Source organism: Spiroplasma culicicola AES-1 (genome assembly GCF_000565175.1).
In the GTDB taxonomy this organism is placed as follows: Bacteria; Bacillota_I; Bacilli_A; order Mycoplasmatales; family Mycoplasmataceae; genus Spiroplasma_A; species Spiroplasma_A culicicola.
Genome location: NZ_CP006681.1, coordinates 186696 through 210789, shown reverse-complemented (window position 1 = coordinate 210789; position 24094 = coordinate 186696). Strand labels below are relative to the sequence as shown.

Annotated in this window: 20 protein-coding genes; 1 reads left to right on the top strand and 19 read right to left on the bottom strand. The window is 24.7% G+C overall.

Going from position 1 to position 24094, the window contains the following annotated elements:
• Positions 1-3 precede the first annotated feature (3 nt).
• From SCULI_RS00970 to SCULI_RS00935, 8 genes are all read right to left on the bottom strand, one after another.
• Positions 4-1095, bottom strand: coding sequence for a hypothetical protein (locus SCULI_RS00970; RefSeq protein WP_025362764.1), 1092 nt, complete (start codon positions 1093-1095; stop codon positions 4-6).
• A 3-nt stretch (positions 1096-1098) separates the two neighbouring features.
• The gene (locus SCULI_RS00965) at positions 1099-3369 is read right to left on the bottom strand and encodes a hypothetical protein (protein WP_025362763.1); all 2271 of its coding nucleotides are present in this window, start codon (positions 3367-3369) and stop codon (positions 1099-1101) included.
• Between the two features lie 12 nt (positions 3370-3381).
• The gene (locus SCULI_RS00960; protein ID WP_025362762.1) at positions 3382-7227 is read right to left on the bottom strand and encodes an AAA domain-containing protein; all 3846 of its coding nucleotides are present in this window, start codon (positions 7225-7227) and stop codon (positions 3382-3384) included.
• Between the two features lie 135 nt (positions 7228-7362).
• Complete coding sequence (locus SCULI_RS00955) at positions 7363-7710, bottom strand: lipoprotein (RefSeq protein WP_025362761.1); 348 nt, start codon at positions 7708-7710, stop codon at positions 7363-7365.
• An 88-nt stretch (positions 7711-7798) separates the two neighbouring features.
• Complete coding sequence (locus SCULI_RS00950) at positions 7799-8710, bottom strand: hypothetical protein (protein WP_025362760.1); 912 nt, start codon at positions 8708-8710, stop codon at positions 7799-7801.
• On the bottom strand, positions 8703-9623 hold the full coding sequence (locus tag SCULI_RS00945) for a hypothetical protein (RefSeq protein WP_025362759.1): 921 nt from the start codon (positions 9621-9623) through the stop codon (positions 8703-8705). Before SCULI_RS00945 ends, SCULI_RS00950 begins: the two co-directional genes overlap by 8 nt.
• A gap of 8 nt (positions 9624-9631) precedes the next feature.
• Positions 9632-10831, bottom strand: coding sequence for an ATP-binding cassette domain-containing protein (locus SCULI_RS00940; protein ID WP_025362758.1), 1200 nt, complete (start codon positions 10829-10831; stop codon positions 9632-9634).
• Positions 10821-11456 (bottom strand): bifunctional 4-hydroxy-2-oxoglutarate aldolase/2-dehydro-3-deoxy-phosphogluconate aldolase, encoded by a 636-nt coding sequence (locus SCULI_RS00935; protein ID WP_025362757.1) that lies wholly within the window; start codon positions 11454-11456, stop codon positions 10821-10823. The genes SCULI_RS00940 and SCULI_RS00935 overlap by 11 nt, the downstream gene beginning before the upstream one ends.
• 56 nt (positions 11457-11512) lie before the next feature.
• Between SCULI_RS00935 and SCULI_RS00930 the strand changes: the two genes are divergently transcribed.
• Complete coding sequence (locus tag SCULI_RS00930) at positions 11513-12277, top strand: triphosphoribosyl-dephospho-CoA synthase (RefSeq protein WP_025362756.1); 765 nt, start codon at positions 11513-11515, stop codon at positions 12275-12277.
• Here the strand turns inward: SCULI_RS00930 and SCULI_RS00925 are convergent.
• From SCULI_RS00925 to leuS, 11 genes are all read right to left on the bottom strand, one after another.
• Positions 12274-13308 carry an adenylyltransferase/cytidyltransferase family protein gene (locus tag SCULI_RS00925; protein ID WP_025362755.1) on the bottom strand — a complete coding sequence of 345 codons (1035 nt, stop codon included), beginning with the start codon at positions 13306-13308 and terminating at the stop codon, positions 12274-12276. The two genes, SCULI_RS00930 and SCULI_RS00925, sit on opposite strands and share 4 nt — an antisense overlap.
• Before the next feature lie 2 nt (positions 13309-13310).
• Positions 13311-14435 carry a citrate lyase holo-[acyl-carrier protein] synthase gene (gene citX / locus SCULI_RS00920; protein ID WP_025362754.1) on the bottom strand — a complete coding sequence of 375 codons (1125 nt, stop codon included), beginning with the start codon at positions 14433-14435 and terminating at the stop codon, positions 13311-13313.
• 4 nt (positions 14436-14439) lie between these two features.
• Entirely contained in the window at positions 14440-15990 is a 1551-nt protein-coding gene (gene citF / locus SCULI_RS00915) for a citrate lyase subunit alpha (RefSeq protein WP_025362753.1), read from the bottom strand.
• A 1-nt stretch (position 15991) separates the two neighbouring features.
• Positions 15992-16894 carry an aldolase/citrate lyase family protein gene (locus SCULI_RS00910; protein WP_025362752.1) on the bottom strand — a complete coding sequence of 301 codons (903 nt, stop codon included), beginning with the start codon at positions 16892-16894 and terminating at the stop codon, positions 15992-15994.
• Positions 16887-17156 (bottom strand): citrate lyase acyl carrier protein, encoded by a 270-nt coding sequence (locus SCULI_RS00905; RefSeq protein WP_025362751.1) that lies wholly within the window; start codon positions 17154-17156, stop codon positions 16887-16889. The genes SCULI_RS00910 and SCULI_RS00905 overlap by 8 nt, the downstream gene beginning before the upstream one ends.
• A gap of 14 nt (positions 17157-17170) precedes the next feature.
• The gene (locus SCULI_RS00900; protein WP_025362750.1) at positions 17171-19153 is read right to left on the bottom strand and encodes a 2-hydroxycarboxylate transporter family protein; all 1983 of its coding nucleotides are present in this window, start codon (positions 19151-19153) and stop codon (positions 17171-17173) included.
• Positions 19154-19312: 159 nt separating this feature from the next.
• Entirely contained in the window at positions 19313-20230 is a 918-nt protein-coding gene (locus tag SCULI_RS00895; protein WP_025362749.1) for an ABC transporter permease, read from the bottom strand.
• Positions 20230-20931, bottom strand: coding sequence for an ABC transporter ATP-binding protein (locus SCULI_RS00890; protein ID WP_038647986.1), 702 nt, complete (start codon positions 20929-20931; stop codon positions 20230-20232). The genes SCULI_RS00895 and SCULI_RS00890 overlap by 1 nt, the downstream gene beginning before the upstream one ends.
• Positions 20932-21008: 77 nt before the next feature.
• A complete protein-coding gene (locus SCULI_RS00885; protein WP_025362747.1) occupies positions 21009-21359 on the bottom strand; it encodes a hypothetical protein in 351 nt (116 codons plus the stop codon).
• Between the two features lie 134 nt (positions 21360-21493).
• Positions 21494-21571 carry a lipoprotein gene (locus tag SCULI_RS05820; protein ID WP_158499963.1) on the bottom strand — a complete coding sequence of 26 codons (78 nt, stop codon included), beginning with the start codon at positions 21569-21571 and terminating at the stop codon, positions 21494-21496.
• A gap of 105 nt (positions 21572-21676) precedes the next feature.
• On the bottom strand, positions 21677-24094 hold the full coding sequence (gene leuS, locus SCULI_RS00880; protein WP_025362746.1) for a leucine--tRNA ligase: 2418 nt from the start codon (positions 24092-24094) through the stop codon (positions 21677-21679).

Here is a 24094-nt window from a genome sequence, read left to right as displayed (position 1 = left end):
CACCTACTTACTTGAGTTTGTTTTCTTATTATTTATTATAGCTTTGTTTTTTGCAATATATTTAGGTTCACGATATTGTTTATTAAATTCTTCACTTGATTGGATTCCTTGTTCACGTAATTTTTGTAAAAAGGCATCAGCATCAACATCATGTTCGTGACCCTCAAATCCTTCATAATTATAAACAAAACTTCCATCTAATCTTACAGCAAAGTCAGCTGTTTCGCCTGTAACTTTTTCTCCATGAATTAATATCAGATTTTTTTCTTCTAGTTTTCGAATATTGTTTTCATCCACAATATAGCCAACAGCACGAATAGCATTTACAATTTTAATAACATTATCTTTTCTAATTGCTTCATTTTCTGCACTCTTTGATGCTTTGATAAAAAATTGCTTTGCTTGGTCAAATAAATTGCTATCATTTGACTCTGTTAAAAATACTTTTGCATCATCTTTGATTGCATTAACAACATCTTTATCATTATCATAAAGTTGAATTGAACTGTTAATCATTTGTTTTGTAATAAATTTTGTTGATTGTTTTTGCTCATTTAAATGATTGGCAACAATTTCTAATAATTGTGACTTATCTTTATTCCTTAAAACTGTTTCAAACTCATTAAAATAATTTTGAATGATTGTTCTATCATCAACAGTTTCATAAAAATTAATAATTTCTCTTTTTAAATCATCAAATGAATTATATAAAGAGTCATTTAAATTTTTAACCATTGCATCTTGTTCTTTAACTGTAATATCTTTTTTTAAGGCAAATACTTCAGCTTTAAATTCAGCAATTAATTCACGTTTTCGCTCTGCATATCTTTGAATTTCGTGATATCTTTCTGTTGCAACATGAGTTTGTCCCTCAACTTCTTTTGCATAATCATCTGCTTTTTGTAAATCTAAAATTTCATCCTTTACTTTTTTGATTAATGATTCTAATTTTTCAGTATAAAAATTAGAATTATCAATTTGGTGACATTCTTCAAGTAATTCTTGAATATAGGCAAGTAATGTATTGATATCTGTTTTAATAAATTCAAATTGTTTTTTACAATTTAAAAGAATTTCTTCTGCTGACATACTCATAAATTAGTACCCTCCAAATCTTTTTTGATATTTTAATAGTGTTTCTTGTGTAAAATTATCTCTTTTACCAAAAATTAAATTCAATGCTTCATTTAAAATTGTGTCATCTTTTTTTAGAATTGTATTAACTTCATCTCTTTTATCTTCAACATGTTTTGCTCATTCTACTTTAATTTCAATTGGTAATTTTTGTGCTTTAAGATCAATTAAGTTATCTAAAGCATCTTCAATTTTAACCATAAAGTTTCCAGCAATTAATTGAATTTTGTATTCTACTAAATTAGAATCTGAATTTTCCATCATATTTCTTTTATATTCATAATAATGAGAATAAAAGTCTGTTAAACAACCTGAAAGATTTCATAGATATTGCTTATATTCTTTTAATGAGTTGTGAGATTTAATTAAATCTACAACTGCAGAAAGCATTTCTCCATATTTGTTTTCCACAAACTCAAAGTTTTCACTATATAAATTCTTTGTAATAGTTCCTATTTTATTAATTACATTTGCATGTTCATTTCAAGTTTTTGATTTATATTTATGAGTATCTAAAAGTTCAGATCTCATATTTTCTTTTGAATAATTTAATAATTGAATCAAACAATTTCTAATGTTTGCTTTTCATCCATCAATGTCTCTTTCATCTAAAATAGAATTCAATTTAAAAATAGTTTCAATATTATCATCAATTTCTAAATAATTAATCATTTTTAATAATATTGAAGTATTTTTAAAGTTATATTTATTGATTAATTCAATAACTTGTTCTGAATTTCTTTCTTTAGAAACTTCTACAATTACTTGTGCTAAACATTTTTCTAAAAATAAGCTTGCTTGATGATTATTTGAATTATATAAGAAATTATTTAATTTATAAAATAATTTTGCAGTATCTAAATCTTTGTATAAATATTCTTTTAAAATACTTGTTAATTTCTTTTCAAGTCCAATTCGTTTTAAGAAGGTAAACATGATTGTTGATGCTTCTAAATTTTCTTTATACAATTCTGTTTCATAATTTTCTAATAGACGTTCTAAATTGTCTTCAAATACTTTTTCTAAATTTAATTGACTTCTATTTTTATATGCATATATTACTGGAATATTTTCATTAACTGTTGAAATAAACTTATCAACAATTGCAAATGCTGTTAAATTGTTTTCTGAATCTAAATAAATCAAAGAATTATTTTTTAAAACTTCATCATTTGAACTTTCAACATAAGCTACAATTTTACCATCAATTACTTCAATTGTTTTATTATTTGATTTTGAATTATAAAAGACAATTATATTTACATTAGAAATTAAATCCTTACTTTTTAAAATTTTATTTGTTGATGAAATATCTTGACCATTAATTAAAAGTAAATTTCAATTTGTTCTAACATTTATATTTGAAATAATATCTGGTTCCTTAATAAAACTATTTGAAACATCAAACACTCTTTTTGGAACAAAACGATCTTTAATTTTTTCTGAATATTTATTTAAAACATCTTTAACAATTTCTGAAGAAGCATTAATATTATTTCTAAAATGATTTTCTAAAAATGAATTTTGTGTTCTTACTTTAAATGTATCATTATCAAAAATTTCAATTCATACTTCATTTGCACAAGCAACTTTTGTAGTTAATTGTTTTGCCAACATTAAATCTTCTAAACCAATTTCATTATTCAATTCAATTCTTGAAAGCACTGCATTATCTCCAAAATATTCTGGCTTCTGTTGAATAAATTTTTGTGCATACGTTAAAATATTATTTTCTGTATAAAAGTTTTCACCAGTTGAATTTAATTCTAATTTATGTGATAACTTCACACCATTAATTCTTTTATCTCAGTCTGGTTCACGTAACATTTCAAAACCATTCATAATCGGATCATAAAATCATTTAACATCTAAGTTCTTATCTGATTGAGATATGACATATTCTTTTCTATTAAATTGTTCTTTTAGTAATGGATTAATTTGCATTTTTTCAATTTCTAAATTAATTCCCAGTGTACTTCATCCAGCTGTAGTTTTATTTAACTCAATAACTTTAAAAGCTATTAAATCTTTTAATGCTCTTTCAAATAAATCTGTATTTACAATTTTAAATTCATTATTTAAAATTGTTTTTAAACTACTTTTAGTATTAGGGTGTTCTAAAATAATTGACAAAATTAAAAATTCCATAAACGTTGGTTTTCTAGTTTCAGAATATTTTATTTTGATAGGTAAACAAACTTTGTCATATTGAATCTCTACTTTATCAAATATCATATTTAACACCTCCTATAAAATATCTTTTACAGTTAATAGCCCACCATCAAAATTAATTTTGGCAATGATGTCTGCATAAACTTCATAAGTATTTGAAATACTTGGATCATTAACTGTTGGAATTTGTACAGTTATATCTTGAACAGCACGCTGTGCTCCAATTATAACTAATAATTCTCTTGCACGACTGAATGCAACATTAATACGTTCATATTTTTTCAAAAATTCTCTTCCCCCAGTTGAAGAAAGCCTTTCTGGATTTCTAACTAAGTTAACAATTACATAATCTGCTTCTTTACCTTGAAAGTCATCAACTGTATTGACAATTAAATCCATATTATGTAATTTTATTTTTTTAATTTCTCTTTGCAGCTTTGCAACATGTAATCCATAAAAACTTATAACTGCAACACTTGGTTTTACTTTAAATTCCTGTTCACCAATTGATTGATCCAATTTTCTTAATGTCTCTATGGTTAAATTAATTTCTAAATCATTAAATAAACTTGTTGAATACTCTTCACTTTGTTCAAAATGAATATCACCATTAAGATTAAATGTTGAATCAATTCAATAAACTGAACTTTTAGCATTAATTATTTCATTGCCATCATTTGATTTAACAATAATTCCGTGTTCTTTTTGATCACTAACTTGAGGTTCAACGCGCAATTCATTATCATAGAATTTATTGACAACATCCATGATTTGTCTGTGACTTCGATATTGAGTTTTTAACATTGTAGTGATTGATTTATTTTTAGCAGATATTAAATTTTTAAATGCAGACTTGTCTAATAGCTCATATAATTCTTGGAAGTTATAGTCTTGTCCTGTCATTTCATTTACTAATTCAACATCACTTGGTTGTAATTTTAAGATTGGAGGTAACTGACGATAATCTCCAACCAAAATTAATGTTTTCCCATAAACTAACGGCATTAAAATTTCTAATAATGTTGCTTTTGAAGCTTCATCAATAATTACAACATCAACATCCATTGAACGTAAATTAATTTCTTCAAGTCCCATTTTTTTGGCATATTCATCTTTATTAAATCTAAATAAATTTGTTGAGGTTAAAGTCATTGCATAAACATTTACTAAATTATTAATGATTGAATTTGTATATTTTTTAGTTTCTTGAATCATTTGATTTGAGAAATCTTTTGTTGCAATTTCTTGTTCTCAATTATTTGTAATTCCATAACTTGTTTTTAAATATGATGAAACATTTTCATAAAAACTTTTAAACTCAGTATTTTTTTGCTTACTTATTTCTAATTTGCTTTTATATTTATCGAGTTCAATTTTTACTTGTTGTTCAAGATCAACATCAGTAATTCCCAAATTCATTTTAAATTTATTATTAACAAATTTAATTAATTCTCTTAACTCTTTATTACTATCTCCAGCCATTGCTGCAAGTTTTTGTCTTGTAACTTGTAATTCATTTTTTTGAATTTCCAGTGCACTAATTTGTAATTCATCATTTTCATTAGTTTTTAATTTATTTAATTCATAATCAATATCAACTTTTAAATTTTCTAATACTTTTTTAAAACGATTTAAAATTTCAATTAAATTAACTACAACAGGATTACGATATAAAATTTTTTCAAAACCAATTGCTTTTTGTTCTTCACTATCTGCTAATTCAAATTCAGCTTGTCTTCTAAATTCAAGTGCTTGTTTTTTTGATTTTTGAATATCAATAAAAATTTCATCATTTAAAATTATTAATTGACAAGCTTTTTTTAGTTTTTCAAAAATATTGTCTTCATCAATATTTTGATCAATGTTATTTAAAATAAACTGATCAAAATCAAATTTGATTTCTGTTTCATAAGCTGCTTTAATTCTTTTTGAAATATTAATTGAAACATTAAAATCAAATGTATTTAAAACTTCAATTAAATTATCAATATAAAGTAATTCATCTTTTAAATCATTTTTAATTTGAATTGTATTTATTTCATTATTTTTTAATTCACTTATTTTATTATTTAAATCATCAATTTGAGTTTGCACATCTCTCATTTGAGTATTGCTTTGATGAAAACCTTTACTGCTATTAATTAAACCTTCTAACTTTGATTCAATAATTTTAAATTCATTAATAGTTTGTTCACCAACTGCCATATCATCAAACATTGATTTTGCAATTGATTTGTAATAATTATATGTTGTTCTTTCAGGTGAAAAATTATTTGCACTTCTTGATTTTGTATTTAATTGATTTGTTAATCTAATTCGATTAATATTTGGTTCAAAAGGTAAACGATCAACTACATTTTTAATTGCTTCATGGTTTTGACTTGAAATTAAAACTTTGCGATTTAATTTTGCAAGCTGATAAATAATTTCACAAATAACTTGAGTTTTTCCTGTTCCAGGAGGTCCTTGTAAAATAAACATATCTTTAGAATTCAATGCTTTTTTAACTGCTTCTTTTTGTTCTAAATTAAGTGAGAAATTAAAATCTTCATCACTAATTTGATTTTCGTTTGTTGTTTCACTTAACTGCACTAGTTTAGTATTAAATAAATAATTTACAAGATATGGATTTTTAGTATTTCCCTCTGCAATTCTTTTTAAAACTTGACGACTTCTATCAATTAAAACATCTTCTCCAATTCCAACAAAAGCAAGATAACCTGAAGATAAATAATCAATATTGTTTTTAACTTTAAATAAGTCTAGTTCAATTGTTTGTTCAATCTCATAATTTAGACGAACTATACTTCATTCATTTAATTCTTTTGAAAAATCTTTTTGAATACTTTCAAAATCTTTTTGTCCACCAAAAATAATTTCTCTTTTTTCTTGTCAATAATTTAGTAAACTAGTTGAATTGTTTTGAACACCTAACATTAAATTTAAATTAACAATTGAACTTGTATCTTGAACTTTTTCAAATTCAAAATTAAAAATTTCTTCAATATCTTTTTGAAGACTATAAATTGGGGGTAAAGCTTTATTCATTCTAAAAGGGACTAATGCTAGTTCACTAATTTTTTTGATTCTTTCAAGTTTTTGAATATCATCAACTAAAATATCTAAACCAACTACATTTACTAAATCATAATCAATGTTTTTACTTTTTAATTGGGCTTCTAAATTAATTGGAAAATAAACATATGTTTTTGTTTTAAAATTTTCATATGATTTTTCCAATAGACTTTTATCTAGAACTTTTTTATCTACTTTAATTGCTTCTACAATTTCACATCCTAAATATGGAAGCGAGTTTTTTCTTTGAATATTTAAAAGTTCAGTTGAAAAATCCAAATAGCTTAGTCATTTATTTTTTTCTTCTTCAAAGGTTGATACCAATTTACCAATATCGCCAATATTTGATGAATTTAAAACATTTCTTCTTAAAATTTCATCTGGTTGAATTTGACCTTGATACTTAATTATTTGAATTCCAGATTCTTTAATTGTACTTTCAAATTCTTGAACAATTGGTTTTAAGCGAGTTTCAAAAATAGAAGTAATTGTTAAATAAGGAGTTCTTGGATTAATATTTACAAAAAAGCCCAAATATGTCTCTTTTGGAAGTTTAAATTGACTAGTTGAATTTAATTCAAGTCTAATAATTGCATCATATATTGAATTATTATCTTTTTTTCCAATGTTTCTTGTTTTATCATCTACTAAACAAATAAACGCTTGTTTGATTCTTGAATTTCTTAAAAAATTTTGAAATTCTTGATAGGAATTAATACCTTCAATGCCTAATTTCTCAATAATTAAATCAAGTTGATTTAAATTATCTTTAAACATAACATTTTGAATATAAGAAAAATCAAAGAATAATTCTTTTGTTCCATCATTTTCTATGATTTTACCCATTATTATATCCCCCTATGCTTAAGTCCATTTTATTATAACATTGATAAAAATATAGTCCATTTATTATGTTTCTTGATTATTATTTGTTTTTAGATAAAAAATACAGATCTTTAAAGGATCTGTATTTTAAAAATATTATTCATCTAAAAACTTAATTGTCATAGTAAATTGTTCTGCATAAAAGATAGGACTTTCAATAGTAATTGTTATATCTACTTTTGCTGTAGTATTATCAACCTTTATAATTTCTCCTAAAATTATTCCTTTTCTAGTTTCATCTGTATTAAGAGCATATTTTTTATAGATTTCGGTCAATATTTCATCTTTTGTTATAGTCTCAGGTGTACCTTCCATAAAAATTTCTGACAAATGATCGCTCATAGTTGACTTAAAACCCATATCGCCGGAAAAACAACTTATTGTAAAAGCAGTTGGAATTGCAATTAATGAAAAACCACCAATTATTGTTAATATCTTTTTCATAGTTTTTTCCTTTCATTGTAACAAATTATGTTTTCTAATTGAATTTATTTTAGTACTCAAAAGCAAAAAAACAATATAAAAATATTACTTATTTTTGCTCTTTATAAATAAAATTTTTAGAATTTTGTCTAATTTCTGTTAATTCTTCAATATTTTTTGCCTTTTTTAGACTTTTGATATATGTAATTTTATTAATATTTCTTATATACGAACGTTTAATTGCTTTATGAATAATAACTATTATTAATAAACATGAAACTATAATGGCTGTAATTGCTATCATTATTCATAATGATGAGCCAATTTGTCAATTTAAATTATATTTACCCTTATTTAGTTGGTCAATATAATTTAAATCTAGAGCATTTACATAACCTACTTGAATAAGATTTAAAGAATATCTGTTTAAAAATATATATAAAATAGCATTAATTCAATTTATATCAACAATTGCATAAAATGGAAAAGTACACCCCATTAAATTATAAGTAACTACATAAAACATTGTGATTATAGCCATAGCTAATTGTTCACTTTCAATTAAACAATAAACAATATATGTAATTAAAATAGTTGTTAATCAAAATATTAATAAACTATAAATAAATATTATTCAATTAATATTTATAATATGGAGAATTTGATTAGTATTGCAACATGCAATTACAAAAATAATAATAATTCCTACAATATTTAAAAATAAATTAAATGTTAATGAAGCAAAAAAATAAATATAATTTAATGAAACTTTATTAATTAATCTACGTTCAAATTGATATTTCTTTTTATTTACAAGTGAATTGAAAAAAACTAGAGTTGCATTTGTTGTAATAAGGCCTGCAATTGTAGAAGGCACCACAAATGGATCTGCATCCTTTAAAATAAATCAAATAATTGCTAGTAAGGGCGACAAAATTAAAGACATGAAAACATACAAAGGATTATAAAGAAACATTTTTAATTCAAGTAAAAGTAACTTCTTAAAACTTCTTTTATTCATTTTTATCACCAGCCTGTTTTTTTAAGAACGCTTCTAGTTCCTTTTTTGTATTAAAAGAATTGTAAAAATCAAACAATTGTTTTTTCATATATTTATAGTTTCTTTTATTTACACTTTTTATTTTATTATGTTTAATTATTTTAATAATAACAATCATAATAATGATCAAAACTAAAATTAATGCAGCAACTACTCAAGCAATTTTGTTGTCATTATTATATCCAAAATCTACATGAATATTATTACCTTCAAAATCAAAATTTGTTGCATTAATATAACCTGAACAAAAGATATTTGTAGCATAACGATATCATACAAAATAACTCATGACAACTAATGTTTTATGATTATAAACCAATTCATATGGAACAACTAACCCTACCAAATATACTCCCAAGAAGTAATTTATTTCAATTATTATTCTTACAAATTCATTCTTTTTAATAATCATTATTAATAAATAAGAAATTACGTTTGCTGTCATAATTAGTAAAACATATCCCCCAATAGTCATTGACCAGTTAATATTATTAAAAGAAGATCTAATTTCTTTAAAAGGTAAAAAAATAATTAGCAATATTAATATATTTATTAAATTTATTATCTGATTAAATATAATAATACTAAATAATGATATAAATCTATTTTTTAAAGTTAAATATGAAGTTTTAATATTAATAAATCTATCAATTTCATCAACCATTGTTACAAAAGTTTGAGTTCCATTTCTAATTGAAATTACAGCAATTGAGGAAGCAAATATATATGGATCATAAAGGGATAGTGTTTGAATTCTAACAACCATCCATAGAAAAACTATTATAATTGATAATAATGTTCCTGAAAAAATATTGAAAGTTTGTTTTCAATATTTTTTTCATTGCATATAAATTAATTGGTTAAAAAATTTCATCTTTTAACCTAATAGTTTTTAAATTTTAATAGTTCTTCTTTTATGATTCTTTTTTTCATTTGTTTAAATTCTTTGCTTTTATCTTTATTTAGAATTTTTATTTTATTGCCATTGATGATCAATGTATTTCTTTTTAAATGTTTCTTAAAAGTGTTTCTTAAAAATTCTAAATAATTAACATGTAATTCATTATATGGTAATAATAAGTTTGAATTATGTTTAACTAATTTTCAAACATTTTTGTCATAATGATTAATTCTTTTGACTTCTTCTTTAATTCTTTTTATTTCCTTATTATTAATTTGACTAGTTATCAGATTTTTAATAAGTAATTTTAATTGTTCTTTGTGAAATATTAAATTTTTAAAATTGATTTGTATTTCAGTATTTTTATTCTTAATTAATAAATTAAGAAAATGTAACTCTGATTCTTTAAAAGAATCCTCAAAATTATTAAACTCATTCAAGATATCATTATTAATATCTTCTCTCTTATTTAAATATTTTGGATCATTTAATTGCCTATAAATTTTAAAATGATATTCGTGAAAATTAAAATCAGGCTTAATTTTAAAATCATCAATAATTGTACTATGATCAATTGTAATAATACGATTACATATCTCACTTACAAGTTGTTCATCAGAATTAATAAATATAATTGAAGCATTGTTTTCAATAGAATAATTTCTTAAAAAATTAATTATATTTGTTTTTTCAACAATGTCATGTGCAGATGATAAAGTATCAATTAATAAAATTTTTGGTTTTTTTATTAAAGCTAAAAATAAAGAAAATGACTCTAACTTAACATAACTACAACTAGATAATTCTCTATTCATAAATGTATTAATTTGAAGTAATTCAATTAACTGATTTAACCATTCATCATCTGTAATATTATTCATAATCTTATACAAATCAAGAACATCTTTTGTTTTAAAACCATTTGGTCATGTATTATGTCTAAATTGATAACCAAGATATTTATATATTTCTTTGTCATCAAATCCATATTTAACAAAACCAGCAGTTGGAAATAAATCATGAATAATTATTTTTGCTAAAATATCTTTTCCTTGATTATTAGAACCTACCAATGAAATAACATCTCGTTCATGAATTTTTAAATTTATTTTTTGTAATTGCAGTCCATGTTTGTTTACATGTTCAACATCTTTTAATTGTAATAATAATTTATTTTGCATTAGCAACAATTTTTATATATTTTTTTGCAATTTCAAGTATTTCTTCATAGCTTTTAGAAATATCTGCTCCACCAAGGTCAGCAGTTACTCCAGCTGCAACACAACCAGCTTCAAGATAATCTAAGATATTTGTACTATCAATTCCCCCGGTTGCAATAAACTTAAACTCTGGATGAGGATTATGAACTAATTTAATATAATCTTTTGGCATTGAATTGGCAGGGAAAAATTTAATAATTTGAGCACCTGCAGATCACAAACTATACATTTCTGTTGGTGTAATTGCACCTGCAATGCATAAAATATTTTGTTCATTTGAAAATTTAACTAATTCAACTGCAGCAATTGGTGATACAAAATATTGTGCACCATACTCTAAACTTTTCTTTGCATCTTCAATAGTTAATACTGTTCCAGCTCCAATTAATAAATCAGGAAAATCTTCTCTACATTTTTTTATTAATTCTAAAGCGTTTGGTGTTGTTAAAGTAATTTCAATAAATTTAATTCCAGCATCATGACTTGCTTTTATAATTTTATAAGCATGATCAAAATCATTTGTTCTAACAATTGTTGATAATTTGTGTTGTTCTAATGTTTGAATGTGTTTTTCTATATTATTCATAAATGTTCTCTCCTTATATAATATAATTATTAATATGATTAATGGATGGGTTTATTATGTTCAAAAAATATCGTTCTCAACTTTTAAAGGCAATTAAGAAAGAATATTCTTTTTTTCCTTCATTAGGTTTAGTTTCAAAAGTTAATTCAGGTTCTCATAATGATATGAATTATAAAACCTTTAAAAAGAGTTTTACAATTTTTAAACCATATTTAATTGAAATAGAATCTTCAATTGACAAAATTAATAGCTTTAATGATTTAAAAACAATTGGTTATAATTTTGAAAATCAAATGTTTATTAAAACAAATAATGTCAATACTCATAAAGGTTTAATTTTTTGTATAGGAATATTTTATTATTGTTTTTTAATTCACAAAATTAATCAAGTAGATTTAAAAACAACAATAATAGATTTTTGTCAACCACTGAAAAAGTTACAATTAAATTCAAATTCATATAAATTAACTAAAAGATATAATTTAAAACATGCAATTGATAATGCAATTGATGGTTATCAAGTTGTTTTTGAATCATATTCTTTTTTTAAAAATTTAAATAATAATTATAAGTTACTGGCTTTACTTTTATACATTTCAAAAAAAATTGATGATACAACTTTAATTCAAAAGATAGGTTATGAAAAATATCTTTTGGTTAAAGAAGATTTTAATTATTTATTAAATAATATTTTAGAAAAGAAATTATCAAAAAAAGAAATACTTAAAATTAATCAAAATTATATTTTGCAAAATATTTCTCCTGGAGGTGCAGCTGATTTACTTGTCCTTGTCTTATTTTTAAAAAATATTAATTATTAATGTTTTTTAAAAACCATGTCCGGATTTTCTTTTGCACGAATTATAATTTCTTTACTTGTAATAAATTCATATGTTAATTTAGTTACATAATTTTTTAGAGATTCAAAATCTTGTTTATAAATTAATTCTCTTACCTTCGATGCACTAATAGCTTGACCATTAAATTCACTTCGTTTAATTATTTTAATTCCAATATCCTTTTGATTTAAAATTTCTTTTATAACTTCATTATAATTTTTTGTTGTTTGTGAATATGGTTCTTCTCCTACATATCTTGTAACTTGATTTAGAAATTTTGAAAATAAACTACAAAATATATTTACATCAAGTTTACATTGTTCAATAATTGTTTGTTCATCTGATTTTATAAAATAACTTGGAAAGAAGTTTTTTGAAACTAAAAATTCTGTTCCTTCAATTAAAATAACATTATTAAACTGTACAATATTTTTTTGAATGATATTAACTCTTTCTTTATATGTAAATAAAGATCCTTCTTCTTTAACTGGAATAATAATTACATGATCATTTTGTAAACTTGCAGTTTCAATTAAGCTTAAATGGCCTTTTGTCATAGGATTTGCATTCATAATTATTACACCAATTGTTCCTTTTAAGTTAAAACTTTCAATGTACAATTTATATTTTTTAAATTCACTATCATCTGTTGTTAAAAAAGAAATATTTTCATTTTCATAAATTAATTTAAAATTCATCTCTAAAAATATTTTTTTATTTATAAATTTTGTAATTACAAAAACATTTTTAAAATTTTGTTCATTAATTTTTTTAATTATTAATGTTAATAAAGAATTTAATAAATTCATTCCTTTATATTCATCTGCTACTGCAACATTTTTAATTAAATTATTTAATTTGCTACAAACACCAATAATTTTATTTTTAACTCTTGCAACAATAGTACAATCTACTTTTGTATATTTAAGATCAAAATGATTTAAGAAATCTTCAACTTCTAATTTAGTTTTTTCATTTTTTAAATTTATAAAATCAAAACTTATTTCATTCACAATTACATCTCCAAAAATATTTTCTTTAGTTTATTACAATACTCATTAACTTTTTCAATATATTTATGATAATCTTTTTGCATTAAGGCATTACATATGTCTAATTGCTCTTCTTTTAAATTAGTTTTACCTTTTGAGATTTGAACATATACTTTGTAATAAATTGGACTCAAGATACATTCCATTTTAACATATTGCTTTTTTGTAAACTGTTTATTTGATAATGAAAATAATAGATTCTTAAATTTTTTTGCTCATCTTAAAATTAAATCGTAATTTAAAATATCAATTTTAATTAAATTATCAGATATACCTTTAATAATATGATAATCATAATCTGTTAAATTCAAAAATACATCTTCAAATAATATTTTATAAATACTGATACTAATATCTGTAATTTCTATAATTTCCATTTGACTAAAAGTTTTAATTTCAGCTCCTACATCTTTCTTTTGGACAACTAAACCAACATCTTCAAGTTCTTTTAAAACTTCTCTGATCTTAGTTCTAGATACTCCATATTCTTGTGCTAAATTATTTTCTTTTAATCTATCTCCAGCTTTAATTTTTCCTTTAGTAACTTTATTAACAATATCTTCATAAATATATTTATTAGAAAGTACAAACATTGTTTTTTCTAATAATTTTTTATCAATAAAATTATTCAATTGTTCATATGTATGAGTTTGTTTAAACGCACATACCTTTGCTGGTTTTTCACACAAAAAGCATTTTCGTGGAAATTCCGCTAAATCTTGTCGTGAAATTTTTTTGAAATTGCTTTCGTATATATCTATATCAATTAAGTATCCTATTTCTCCTAGAGACTCTTCAAATTGTAAAGACATTTTTTTAATTTCATAAGGGTCACCATCAGCAACCATTAAATAGTAAGCATAACCTGCTGCATCACTTAAAAATTCATAATCAATTGCATTATATTTTTTATTTAATTGACTTATATATTCATGAAAATATTTAATAATAAAATTCTTCTTGTTTCTTCCATTTTTATTATCTCCAGGAATATTTAAAGAAAAAGTTATTACAAATTCATGATTTTCAAGTTTACTTTTCAAAAATAATGTTCTCTTCTCACGAGCCTCTAAAATATCATTTAACATACATTTAATCCTTTACTTTATAAATTATATCTAAAATTGATCCGTCTCTAGCTTCAATAATAGCAACTGGTTTACTATAATCTCATTCTATTTCTTTTGCTTTTCCAACAATACCTTCTGCAAATTGTTTTATTTTTTCTAAAGTTACAAGTTTAATTCCAGCTTGAGTTAATTCATCAAGTAAGTCTTTTCTTAATGGATTAACAGCTATACCATAATCTGTAACTATTATATCAACAGTATTACCTGGAGTGATAATAGTATTAACTTTATCTACAATACAACTCAATCTTCCTCTAATTGTGGGCATACACACTATAGAAACTTTGGCACCTTCAGCAGTATCTGAATGTCCTCCTGAAGCTCCTCTAATAATTCCATCACTTCCAGTCATAACATTAACATTGAAATTTACATCTGCTTCTAAAGCACTCAAAATTACAAAATCTAATTTATTAACATATGGTGATTTATTATGAGGATTTGCATACATTGATGCAGAGATTTCAATGTGGTTTTTATTTTCATATATTGATTCAACAGAAGGCAAATCAAAACATTGAGTATCTAATAAAACATCTACTAATCCTTCTTTGTATAAATCAACTTGGTGTGAAGTTATTCCCCCAAGACAAAAACTAGCTTTAATTTCTCTTTCAATCATATGTTTTTTCAGATATTTGACAACTGATAAAGAAGCTCCCCCAGTTCCCATTTGAATTGAAAATCCATTTTTAAATAATTGGCTGTTTGTAATTATTTTAGTAACATTATGTGCTATCAATTCTTCTTTTGGATTAGTAGTTAATCTGATAGCTCCACTCATAATTCCTTTTGGATCTCCAATTTCTTCAACCTCAACAACATAATCAACATTGGTTTGAGGAATTGAAATAATTTCATTTGGATATGGCACAATGTTATCTGTAATAATTATGGTTTTATTTGCATATTGTGCATCTACAATAGCATATCCCAAACTACCACATTTAGATTTTCCCATCATCCCATTTGCATTTCCCATCTCATCAGCTGCACTTGCAGCAATAAATGCTACATCAATTTTTAGATCACCTGATTCAATTGCTCTTGCACGCCCACCATGACTTCTAATTAATAACGGTGTATCACAACCACCCCCTGAAATAAATTTTCCAAGAGTATCTCTACAACCAGATGATTGTAAAGCTTTCACATATCCTTCATTAATATAATCAACTAAAAAGTTATGTGCATCTGTAAAACTACTACTTGCAATAGTCAAATCTTTAATCCCAAGTTCTTTTATTACTTCTAAAACTAACTTTACAGTTTTATCCCCATTTCTAAAGTGGTGGTGAAATGATATAGTCATTCCACTTTTTAAACCCGAACCAAGAATTGCATCTTTAATTGTAGCTAATTTAGTTCTATTAACTCCATTATTTGGTAATTGTGTTTTATTAGTACTAAAATTTGAAGTTTTTGCTTTATTTTTATCATAAGGAATTAAATCATAGTTAATATCCTTTTTAATATTATCCAAATATTCTTTTGTAATTTGTGGTTTATTCATATTACTTATCACTTAACATTTCAAATTCTTTAGCCAATGCAATAATTTCTAGTTGTTTATCAACAACAGGTTTATCAACCATTTGACCTTTGAAAAGAAATACTCCTTTCCCTTGCTTAATATTTTCATCAAATGCTTCTTTCATTTCTAATGCAAATTCAAGTTCGGCTTGACTTGGTTTATATATTTCATTAATTAAAGTAATTTGATTTGGATGAATAACAGATTTACCATTGAATCCTAATGATTTGATAAATTTAAATTCTTTGATAAAGCCTTCAGCATCTGCAGTATTTGGATAAATTACATCAAAAGCATCAATTTTTAAAGCTCTTGCAACATGTACTAAATGCTGACGCGCATATAATAATTCTTCTCTATTTGGTAATTTATTGGCTTTCATATCTAATAAATAATCTACTCCTCCAAGTGCAATACCCACAATTCTTTTAGAACTTGATCCAATTTCATATGCATTTAAAACTCCTTTTGCACTTTCGATTGCAATAAAGAATTTAATTTCATAATTTAATTCATACTTTTGTTCATATTTTTTAAGTACATTTTCAATTTCTTCAATTTCTTCAATTGTTTCTGCTTTTGGAATACGAATCATATTTACTTTTGCTTTAACACAAGCTTCAATATCTTTTTCATAAAATTCTGTATCAACTCCATTAATTCTTACACAAGTTTCAATCCCATGTGCATTGTAATCAATATCATTTAATACTTCAATTAATAACTGTCTTGCAGCATCTTTTTCTTGATATGCAACAGCATCTTCTAAATCAAACATTAATGTATCAGCTTTATATAAAATAGCATCACGATACATTGCTGGTTTGTCAGCTGGAATAAACAACATATGTTTTCTTTGATTTTTTTGCACAAAATTAGCCATTTTGTTCTTTAAATCTTTCAAGAGCAGTTTTTGTTCTAGCTCTAATTACAGCTGGAATTGCACCTTGATCATTTACTTCAATTAATAATCCTTCAATTCCTTTTTCTAAACATATATTATTTATAATTTCTTTAATTTCTTCACCATATTGTTGAAGAAATCTTGATGTTAGTTTTATCTCATTCTTTTTAATATCACTATTTTGACTCAGAGTTATCATTAGATCTCCTGACTCAATACTTCCTACAATAATTTTGTTCATTCTTTCACCTTTTTCTAATATACAAGGAATTGTGGCATTTCTGAGTCTACTGGTGGATATTGCGCAAATGCAATGGCTGCAAAAATTAGCACAACACTACCTGCAATTCTACAAGTAATTTGACCAAATGGCATTAGTTCCATTCTTTCTGATGTTCCAAGAACAGCAATAGCTCCACTTCCACCTTGTGCTGTCATACATAATCCAGCAGATACAGCAGATTCAACTGCATTAAATTTCAATGGTTTTGCCAATAACATTGGCCCAATAGTTGCTCCAATAACAAATAGCATTGTAATAAATATAGCTTCACCATTTAATGCTTTAATAAATTCTTCTAAGTTGATGTAAATAATACCAACACCAACCATTAATAATCAAGTTGTTTGTTTTGAAATAAATTTATTAATTTTTTCTGCTCCTAATTTCATTTCTCTAGGAACAATATTACATAAGTTTAATACTAAACAAATAACGATCATTCAAGCAAAGTTAGGAATTAAAAGTCCAATTCTATCTTCTGTAAAAATTGCTTTTTCAAATAAATCAGAAAGAATATAAATCATAAATATCATTAACAATGACGCTGCAATGTTTCTGTCATTTGCTTTTGAAGTTCTATCCACTGTGTGAATATCTCTTAACATTAATTTTCCATCTCCAGATAGAGAAGGTTTTGATTTTCCAATTCCATTAACAATAGCTGCAGCAACTACTGACATAATTGAAGCTAATGTTGAAATAGCTAGTGCTCTTGAAATTCATAATTCTTCTGAATAACCAAATTTTCCAGCAATTGCACCAATTGGTTGAATACCTCCCCCATTACCATCAGCTAAAATTGGTAATGCATAGTATAAAATTAATTCTTTCATATCCATTCCAGTAATTAATGATCCTAAAAGTCCAAATAATAATCCCAATGCAGTACCTGCAATAATTAAAATAAAGAATCCTCCAGTTGCTTTAATAATCATTTTTCTTGGAATTAATAAAACTGCACCAACTAGTAATACAGAAATATATAGACTTAAGAAATCTTGATTTTTAAATCACATTGCAACAGAGTCATATACTCCATTATCTCCTTTATAAAATACTCCAAAGTATACTAGAAAAGCACCAACAAACATTGATCCCATAACTGCTCCCCCAAAGTATTTTTTTCAAATTGGAATTTTGCTAAATATGGCTCCTGATATAATTGCAATAATTAACAAAATTGCAGGACCATAAATCATATTTGCTTCTACTGTATCTGTTAGAATAGAGGCAGTTAGAATACCTGCAAATGTTAAGTACATTCACATAGGAATTGTTCAAATTTTAATAGTAATTCATTCTTTAAATGAATAATTCTTACATTTTATTAAAGATAATTTAGTATTCATTTTTCATAAAGATCATTTTACCCCAACACTTTCTCAGTAATTTTTTCATTTAATACTAAGTGGTGTATAAAGTTTAGTTTCATGACTTAATTGTTCAAATCTAATTCTTTTTTCTTCTTTTAATATTTTTTTGTCTTGAATTGATTCTTCCAATTCTGCTTTAATTTGTTTCCAATTACGTTTAAATGTAATTTTTTCAATTTTAGTCTCAACAGATTCAACATAAATTCTAATATTATTTGAGTTTGTATCCGCAACCCCATTAATCAAATCTTCTTTGGCTAATGAAAAGTTTTGATTTAGAATATCAAAATCTTCTTCTTTATCCTTAATACGATTATCAAAATAGGCATTAATACCTGCAATCATTTGCTCACTGGCATTTTTATTATTTAATTTAATGATTTGTTGACTTCTTTTTTCATTCAATTTAATCATTGATTTTTCATGAGAAATTTTAGCTTTACCGATCTGCTTTTCTAATAAAAGCATTTGACGTTCTTCATATTTTCTCAGTTTTTCTTTTGTCTTATCAACTTTAGTTTGCCCCCTAGCCTTTCTAAGGTCAAACCTGTTAATTTCATCCTCAGTTAAAACAAGTTTCATCTTTTCTCTCCTAGCATTTCTTTTATAAGAAACAACTTTATTGTATACAATAATGTACATATTGTATACAATAAATGGAAAATATTTTTATTTTATTATCATAAAATTGGAAAAATAAAGAGCAACTTTATTAAAGTTGCTCTTTATTAATTAAAAATTTTAAATATGAAGATCTTTTTGTTTGAAAATTTCATTATTTCCATAACTTATAATACAAATTAATCCAATATTTACAATTGGAGATATATATTGTCACCCCCAAGATTGTCCAAAAATATTGAATTTACCATAAAATTCATAAACTCCTAACTCTCAATCCGATATGTCACTTGGTATTTCAACTGAACTAAATATTAAGGACTTTACAAATAAAGATTGAATAGTTATATACTCAACTCATTGTCAATTTTCTGATAATAAACCATTGTGAAAAATTGTTACTACTATTTCTGTAACTATCATATAAGAAATTATTAAAGAATTTATTAAATTACCTCAATAATTTGCATTAATAAATGCAATCGCAATTATTGAAAATACTGTTGACATCATAAAAGTAAAAATAATAATTCCTAAGCAATCAACTATTAATAATATAAAGTATTTATTTGCATCTTTAGCTGTTGCTCCAAAAATTAAAGTTGCCAAAATTGAAGGAAGCAATATAATGACTATTGAAGCCCATATTGAAAATAATTTTGAATAAAAAATATTTGTTCTTGTTCTTTGAGCTGTCATTCATACATAAATTTGCCCTGTTTTTATTTCTTTGTTAATTCCATTGGCAATAAAAAAAATAGATACAATTGAGCCATATACAATAGTTGGTGCTCCAACTATTGTATATCCAAGTATATTAGCAATTCCACCACTATCAATATCATAAACTCCTAAATTAGCTACTTCCCCAATTCAATAATTTCGAAAAGCAACTTTTTCTCCTCCGTTTGCAGAATTAAGTACTATTAAAATAATAGAAGTATAAATAAGCCATATAGTAGCAAAAAATACAATTAATCAAAGATTTGAACGCATCTGGCTTTTTACCATTGTATTTTTAATAAACAAGTATTTCATTATATTTTAATCACCTCTTTAAATAAAGTTTTAAATCTTTCATTTAAATAATTTAAATCATTATCTTTCATATCAAATTCATCAATAAGTTTTCCATGATTTATAATTCCAACTCTATTTGCTAAAAGTGCAATTTCAGAAAAAATATGTGAACAGATTAAAATTGTTGTATTTTTCTTTAACAATTCTTCTATTAAAGAATTAAATTTTTCTTGCATGATTGGATCTAGACCTGATGTAGGTTCATCGAGTACTAAAAATTTTGGTTTATTCATTGTTGCTGCAATAATTGCTAACTTTTGCTTCATTCCTTTTGACATTTTTTTAATTTTTTTATCAACTTCAAGTTCAAAAAAGATAATTAAGCGTTCAACAAAATCTCAATCAACATTATCCTTTAGACTTGCACAAAGTTTTAAAAAAGTTATTCCCTTCATGTGTTCTGCCAGTGCAATTTCGCCAGCAACATATCCAGTAAATGCCATAATAGTATCCCTTTGTGTTCAAGGAACTAAATCATTAATTGTAATAGCTCCTTCATCAGGTTTTACAAAACCCATTATTTGTCTAATTAAAGTAGTTTTACCAGCGCCATTTGGACCAACAAGTCCATATACTTCTCCCTCTTTAATTGAAAGATTTATTTTTAAATTACCTGCACCTACTCCATATTTTTTTGATAAATTTTCAATTTTTACCATTTTTATATCTCCTTATTATGAATGATATGCAAAAAATCTTTTGATATTTATATTTCCATTAAATGTTAATCTAAACCTTATTGTTCTAGCTTCATAATTTTTTTGGCCTCTAATTTTACAACGAGTTTAGTTCAATTAGTTATATGTTTTGTATTAAGTTCTGCAATATCAGCTATTGTAGTTCATTGACTTGCTATAGTATTAAAACTAAATGTTAGACCAACGTTTTTACCAATTGCATTATCAGAATCTGTTGAAGTTTCTTTAGAATCTGCATTTAATTTATAATCATAGCTCAATTCTAAAGATGCATATGCATCCTTAAAAATATCAAAATTTACTTTATTATATTTTTCTAAAATATCTAGAGAAAATACTTCAGAGTATTTCTTTGATTCTTGTGGAGATAAATCTCCTTCATTTTTCATTTAATATTTCATTAATTAACATTGAATTCTCACTATTTAATTTTTGACTAGTTTTTTCAGTTAAATTGTTAGTCTGAATATTCAAACTATTATTAGTTTTTGATTTTTTTACTAATTTAGATTTTAATATTAAGTTACTCATTTCCTACAATATTTGAAATACCAGTTGCTGAAATTAATACAACTCCTAATAAACTTAATAATTTTTTCATCTTTTTTTCCTTTCTTAATTAAAGTTTTTATAAACAATACACCCGGATAATTACTCATATATTTACCCATAATTAAAGTGTATAAAAAAAAATAACACTTATGTGCTATTTAACTGCAAAGTTAACAATTTTATCTGGAACTGCAATTTCCTTAATAATTTCTTTTCCTGCTAAAAATTCTTGAACATTGCTAATTTCTTTTGCTTTTATAAGCATTTCTTCTTTAGACATTCCTTTACTTGCTTCAAAAGTAGCTCTTAATTTACCATTAATTTGGACTGCAATTGTTACTGTGTCTAGAACTAATTTTGTTTCATCATAATTTGGTCACTCTTCAAGACATACACTTGCTTGGTTTCCAATTTTTTCTCATAATTCTTCTGCTAAATGTGGTGCATAAACTGAAAGCATTTTTAAGAAATTTTCAATATAAGGTCTATATATTGGTCCCTCTTCTTTATAAACTGCATTTACAAATACCATTAATTGTGAAACTGCTGTATTAAATTTGCAATCTTCAATCATATTTGTCACTTTTTTAACAACATCATTGAAAACAAAATCAAGATTTTTATTATTATTTTCAGTTAATTCAATGTTTTCAATCATACGATAGACACGATCAAGTCATTTTCGTGCGCCATCCAATCCTTTGTAACTTCAAGGTAATGATGCTTCAAGGGGTCCCATAAATACTTCATATAATCTTAAAGTATCTGCTCCATGTGATTCAATGATTTCATCAGGATTAATAACATTACCTTTTGATTTAGACATTTTTTCACCATTATCTGCCAAAATCATTCCTTGATTAATTAATTTTTGAAATGGTTCTGCAGTTGGCACAACATTTAAATCAAATAACACTTGATGTCAAAATCTAGCATACATTAAATGTAAAACCGCATGTTCTTGACCACCAATATATAAATCAACTGGCAATCATTTTTTAAATAATTGCATAGCTTCTTTAGAATTAATATCAATTAAATTATTTGGACTAGTTGTTAAAATATAGGCCAAGTAATATCAACATGATCCAGCTCATTGAGGCATTGTATTTGTTTCTCTTTTTGCTTTTTGGCCATTATATTCAATATTTACTCAATCTGTTAAGTTTGCTAGAGGTGATTCTCCAGTTCCTGAAGGTTTAATATAATCTGTTTGAGGAAGCAATAATGGTAAATCCTTTTCATCAATTAAAGCAATTTCTCCATCTTCTAAAAATAATACTGGGAAAGGTTCACCATAAAATCTTTGTCTTGAAAATAATCAATCTCTTAATTTATAGTTAACTTTAACTTGTCCCACATTCATTTCTTGAGCTTTTTTGGTCATTAGTTCTAAGGCTTCAATACGATCTAAACCATCTAAAAAATCAGAGTTAATATGTTTTCCTTCTCCAATAAATGCTTTTGATTCATCCTTCGTTTCAATTACAAATTTAATTGGTAAATCATATTTAGTTGCAAATTTTCAATCTCTTTCATCATGAGCTGGTACTGCCATTACAGCTCCAGTTGCATAATCATTTAAAACATAATCTGCCACTCAAACTGGGACACTTTCATTTGTAAATGGATTGATTGCATAAGTTCCTGTAAAGACTCCCGTTTTTTCTTTGGAATCATCTTGTCTTTCAACATCAGTTTTAGTTTTTGCAAGTGTAACATAATTTTGCACTTCAACTAAATTATTTTTATTAGCAATTTTTAATACTAAGTCATTTTCAGGTGCAAGTACAATATAAGATACTCCAAAAATAGTATCTGCTCTTGTTGTAAAAACTGAAATATTTTCATTTGAATCTTCTACTTTAAAATCAATTGTTAGACCTGTTGATTTTCCAATTCAGTTTTTTTGTAATTCTTTCACTGAATGAGGTCAATCAAGTGTTTCTAATCCTTCAAGTAAACGATCAGCATACTTAGTAATTTTTAATACTCATTGTTTCATTGGTTTTTTGATAACTTCAAAACCACCAACTTCAGAAACCATTTTACCATTTTCAGAAATTACTTCTTCATTTGCAAGTACTGTTCCTAAACCTTCACATCAATTAACATTGGCTTCTCTTATTTCTGCCAATCCCTTTTTGTAAAGTTGTTGAAAAATTCATTGTGTAATTTTGTAGTAATTTGGATCACTTGTATTAACTTCCTTGTTGTAATCATAACTAAATCCCAATGTTTTTAACTGATTTCTAAATGTGACAATATTTTTAGCAGTAAATTCTCTTGGATCATTTCCTGTTTTTAAAGCATATTGTTCTGCAGGAAGCCCAAAAGCATCTCAACCAATTGGGTGTAAGACATCATATTGTTGCATTCTTCTCATTCTTGCAAAAACATCAGTTGCAGTATATCCTTTGGGATGGCCAACATGTAATCCAGCACCACTTGGATAAGGAAACATATCTAAAATATAGGCTTTTTTATCATGAATGTCTGTTGTTTTAAAAGTATGATTTTCTTCTCAAAATTTTTGTCATTTCTTTTCTATTTTTTTATGTGAAAATTCCAT